The following is a 4741-nucleotide window of genomic DNA, read 5'->3' as shown; positions in this document are numbered from 1 at the left end:
GACCACGTCGCGCAGGGTGCTCGACGACGCCGTTGGCCGGGTACCCCCGGTAGGGCTGCTGGCAGTGACCACCACCACCGCCGGGGGCGGCGTGGTGCTGCGCTGCTGGGCGAAGAACAGCCCGTTGTTGTCGGCCAGCAGGCTGAACTGGCATGGCGAAGGCGGCGTGCCGACCAGCTCCAGGCCGTTGCGCATGCACAGGCTGGCGTTGTTCGGCGCCTTGGCGAAGACTTCGACACGGGTGCCATTGGCATTGCGCTGGTAGGTGGCGCGCTCCACCTCCACCGGCGTCTGGGCACGCGGGTCGAGCACCTTGCCCGAGAGGGTGAAGGTGTTGCTCTGGATGGTCCCGGGCGGGCCGTCGATGCGCACGTAGTTGGTGTCGAACGGGCTGCCGGTTACCGCCTCGACCAGGTTGGGGTCGCCGACGAACGTTTCGGTGGCGCCGGTATCGGGGTTGATCTCGGTGTAGGGGCCGTTGACGCTGCGCAGGAACGGGCCGATGTTGCCACGCAGCACGCCGCTGAAATCGCCCGGCGCGCCGATGCCGATGTCCCGGGTGATGTTGATCGCGCGCCGCCCCGCCGTGGTGACGTTGACCGTCTCGACGCCGTAGGGGTGGGTGATGGTATAGACGCCGGGCCGCGGTACCGAGGCGCGGATGCGGATACGGGCGAAGCTCTGCTGGTCGCCATCGACCGGGTTCTCGGCGGCGAAGGCGGCTTCGATGCCCGCCACGTACACCTCGAGCTCGTAGCCGCTGTTGCCCACGGCCGGGATCTCGGTTTCGGCCAGGAACCAGAACATCTCTGGCGGCCAGTTGTTGGGAAACACCAGCGGCAGGGCGTCGTCGTAGATGCCGGGCTCGAGCAGCAGGGTGCACATGTACGCCGGGGCGCCCGCGGCGCCTGGCGCCCGCGAACTGGTGGCCCGCGACTGGCACAGCTCCAGCGACAGCTCGTTGGCGTCCTGGTACCACATCGGGTAGCGGCCGGTGGCCAGGGTATAGGGGCCAGGATCGACCGAGGCAAGGCCTGCCCAGGCGGTACCGGTCAGGGTGAAAGTAAGCCCGGCGGCGAAAAGCGCCCGGCGTGGCCAATTGTTCATGCTGCCTCCTTGAAGGCGGAGCCTTTGACTGTTCATGGCACCAGCACCACGTCTTCGCTGTCGCTGCCGCCATTGGCACTGGTCACCCGGACCGTGGCCGGCGGGATCGGCGAGAGCCCGGTGGTCAATGTCTTCAGCGCACCATCGCCGCTGAGGCTGCCGATCACCGCGCCGTTGCCGGTGCTCGCGCTGAGCGCGGGCGGGCTGACCTCGTCGCTGGTGGTGGCCACCAGGGTCAGCTGGCCGCTGGCCAGGCTGTATTCGGCGCGCGTGATGGTCACCAGGTCGGTCAGCGGCAGGTAGGCGTTGGCCGCGGCGCTGCCCGGGATGGCCAGCTGGTTGTCGGCGGTCACGTGCAGCGACACCGGCAGGGTCGGGTTGAGCGCCGACTGGGCATACCAGGCGCCGGTGCTGTTGGCCTCGGTGAGCGCCAGGTTGGGCGTCTGGCTCACCAGCGTGACCGTCGCGGGGACAGGCGGCGCCATCACGAAGACGTCCTGCTGCGCACGCAGGTCGCCGTTCTCGGTGTGCCGCGAGTAGGTGCTGCGCAGCGGGATCATCGGGGTCGGGCGCTTGACGTCGGACAGCTTGCCGGAGATCGAGAACAGCTCGGTGCGCAGGTCGATGCCGTTCGGGCCTTCGATGCGCACGAAGTTGGTGTTGAACGGGCTGCCGGTCACAGCTTCGGTGAGGTTCGGGTCGCCGATGTAGCGCTCGCTGGCGCCCGTCGCCGGGTTGGTCTCGGTGTAGGGGCCGTTGACGCTGCGCAGGAACGGCCCGACATCACCCTTCAGCGCGCCGGTGTAGGTCTTCGGCGCGCCGATGCCGATGTCGCGGGTCATGTTGATCGCCCGGCGGCCACCGGCCGGGACGTCGAACACGTCCACGCCGTAGGGATGGGTGATGACGTAGGTGCCGGCCACGGGTACATCGACGCGGATGCGGACCCGGGCAAAGCTGATCTGGTCGCCGTCGATCGGCTCCTCGACGCTGAACGCCGCCTCGATGGCCGTCCCGAAGTCCAGGTCGATGCCGCGGGCAGCGTCGACGATCGAGGCGTCGGCGGTGAACCAGAAGGCTTCATCGGGGAAGTTGCCTGGAAACTCGATCGGCGCGGCGTCATCGAACACGCCCGGCGTCGGCAGCAGCGTGCACATGTACGACGGCGCTCCCGGCGCGCCCGCTGCCCTGGAGCTGACTGCCTTGGACAGGCACAGATCCAGGACCCGGCCATGGGTGTCCTGGTACCAGGCGGCGAAGTGGCCGTTTTCGGGAAGATAGGGCCCGGGGTCTACTTCGTAGAGCGCGGCCTGGGCCGGCACCTGGAGGAGACTGGCGAGGACGGCGAGCGCCAGTGGATGTGGTGTTGGTCGGTGCATGAGAAATCCCTCTTGCAAACGGGCCCATGGACTTGGGGCGTCTGAACAGGGTTTGGCAACAACCATACCAATTCTTGAAAATGTCCTTGCAGGCCGCGTGGCGCCTGGCCTGTGCGCGTTCTGGCGGGCACTTGCGTGCGCTCTCGCCGCGGGCCAGCAGCCCCAGGGTTGGGGGAAATGGGGAGGCCTGGGCCAACGTTGCGGTACTGGCCCCAACTATGGGCTATACCTTCCAAGGTCCCCACCCGGAGTCAGCCATGGAACATGTACCGCGCGTCGACCTGCTGCAATTGGCCGACCTGGGTACGGCGCGCAAACCCTTTGATTTGCTGCGTTGGTACGCCTGGGTAAGCCTTGCGATCATCTTTTCGATCGCCGTGGGGCTTGGGCTGATCTCCAGCCGCTTCATCATCGACGAGAGCGTCGAGCGCGATGCCTTGCTCACCGCGCAGTTCATCCAGTCGATCGGCGACGCCGAGGTGCGCCATGTGTCTATTCCCAACGTGCGCAGCATGGGTGAGCTGCTCGACCCGCGGATGGACGAGGCCATGCCCGATGTCGACCCGGTTGCCCGGCGCAAGGCCAGGGGCGAGTTCCTCGACCATGTCGCGCACCTGCCCGATGTGTTGCTGGCCAATATCTACGCGCCTGACCGCACCGTGATCTGGTCGAGCAACCCGGCACTGACCGGGGATGTGATCGAAGCCGACGACGACCTTGAGCGCGCCTTCGAATACAAGAAGCGGGTATCGGCCAGCTACCACAACTTCGATGACGCGCGCGTCGAGCAGATGTTCGTGACTCCGCCCCAGCAACTGTTCATCGAGAACTACATCCCGCTGTTCGACGCCGACGGCGAGCGAGTAACAGCGATGGTCGAAATCTACAAGGAGCCCCACGACCTCATCGTGCGCATCGAACATGGCCTGCTGCTGATCTGGCTGGCCATCATCCTGGGGGCGGTGCTGGTGTATGGGGGGCTGTACTGGATCATGCGCCGGGCCGCGCGGCAGCTGGCGCTGCAGCAGAAGCGGCTGATCAGCAACGAAACCTTCGTGGCCCTGGGCGAGGTGTCCTCGGCCGTGGCGCACAGCCTGCGCAACCCGCTGGCCAGCATCCGCTCCAGCGCCGAGCTGGCCCAGGCCTTCGACGAGGGCCCGGCGCAGAAGAACATCAGCGACATCATCATCCAGGTCGACCGGATGTCGCACTGGGTGCGGCAACTGTTGCAGTCCCTGCGCCCGCTGAACGACGAAGCGGTGCCCGTCGACCTGCCGGTGGCCCTGCACGAAAGCCTGCAGGCCTTTGCCATGCCCTTGCGGCGCGGCGGGGTGGAGCTGGAACTGGCGAACGTTCCCGACGTGCGGGTGCTCGGGCAGCCGGCACTGCTCGGGCAGATCTTCCACAGCGTGATCGCCAACGCCCTGGAGGCCATGGACCAGGGCGGCAGGCTGCGCGTGGAGGTGGTGCGCCAGGACCGGCGCTACCTGACCCTGCGGCTGACCGACACCGGGCATGGCATGAGCGAGCAGCAGCAACGCATGGCCTTCCGGCCGTTCTTCACCACCAAGCAAGGCGGCCTGGGCGTTGGCCTGATGCTGGTCAAGCGGATCATGGAGCGCTTCGGCGGATCGATTCGCCTGAGCAGCAAGGAGGGCACCGGGACCAGCGTGCTATTGAGTTTTCGTCTGGTCAACGGCACGTGAACAGCGTGGGAAGTTAATCCCCAGTTCTGGGGAAACATCCTCGAAACTTTCTCAACAGCTAGCCCTAACCAGTTGAAATTAAATAAATGATTTTTAGAAGCTGGCCAATGGCCGGGAACTTGCATTTGTCATCGCACTCACGCCGAAATCCCGGCGTTATGGGCAAAGTGCCAGTAAGGCGCTACCGCCGGTAACGGTCCGCGATCCGCGTCTCGGTCTGGGCATCCACGCAGGTACATCGTGATGCAGATGCTGGAAAACGAAGGGCTCAACAAGGTGTTTCCGCCCTCCGGCGACCTGGAGGCGCCGCCACGCGAGTTCAACCTGCTGCGCTGGTTTTCGGTGTTCAGCCTGGTGATCATCACCACCGTGGCCGGTGGGCTTGGGTACGTGACCACGCGCTTCGTGGTCAAGGACAGTGTCGAGCGCGACGCCATGCTCACGGCCCAGTTCATCCAGGCCATGGCCCAGGCCGAGGTCCGTCACTCGCAGTTGCCACCGGGCATCACCATGGGCGAGTTGCTCGATCCGCGCCTGGACGGCCGCCAC

2 protein-coding genes and 2 pseudogenes are annotated in these 4741 nt (G+C 66.3%); 2 read left to right on the top strand and 2 right to left on the bottom strand.

What is annotated here, in order from left to right; translation table 11 throughout:
- Positions 1-1107: pseudogene (locus tag VJS90_RS09045) on the bottom strand (hypothetical protein); the annotation flags it as partial.
- A 32-nt stretch (positions 1108-1139) separates the two neighbouring features.
- A complete protein-coding gene (locus tag VJS90_RS09040; RefSeq protein WP_324121150.1) occupies positions 1140-2486 on the bottom strand; it encodes a hypothetical protein in 1347 nt (448 codons plus the stop codon).
- 257 nt (positions 2487-2743) lie between these two features.
- On the opposite strand from VJS90_RS09040, the gene VJS90_RS09035 reads away from it, so the two are divergent.
- Together VJS90_RS09035 and VJS90_RS09030 are read left to right on the top strand one after the other, a co-directional pair.
- Positions 2744-4192, top strand: a complete 1449-nt coding sequence (locus tag VJS90_RS09035; RefSeq protein ID WP_324121148.1) for a sensor histidine kinase — start codon at positions 2744-2746, stop codon at positions 4190-4192.
- 243 nt (positions 4193-4435) lie between these two features.
- Positions 4436-4741 (top strand): annotated as a pseudogene (locus tag VJS90_RS09030) (two-component sensor histidine kinase); the annotation flags it as partial.

Origin of the sequence: Pseudomonas sp. (assembly GCF_035277045.1) — a bacterium.
Lineage (GTDB): Bacteria > Pseudomonadota > Gammaproteobacteria > Pseudomonadales > Pseudomonadaceae > Aquipseudomonas.
The sequence above is the reverse complement of the archived record's forward strand: the minus strand, read 5'-3'. Positions and strand labels throughout refer to the sequence as shown.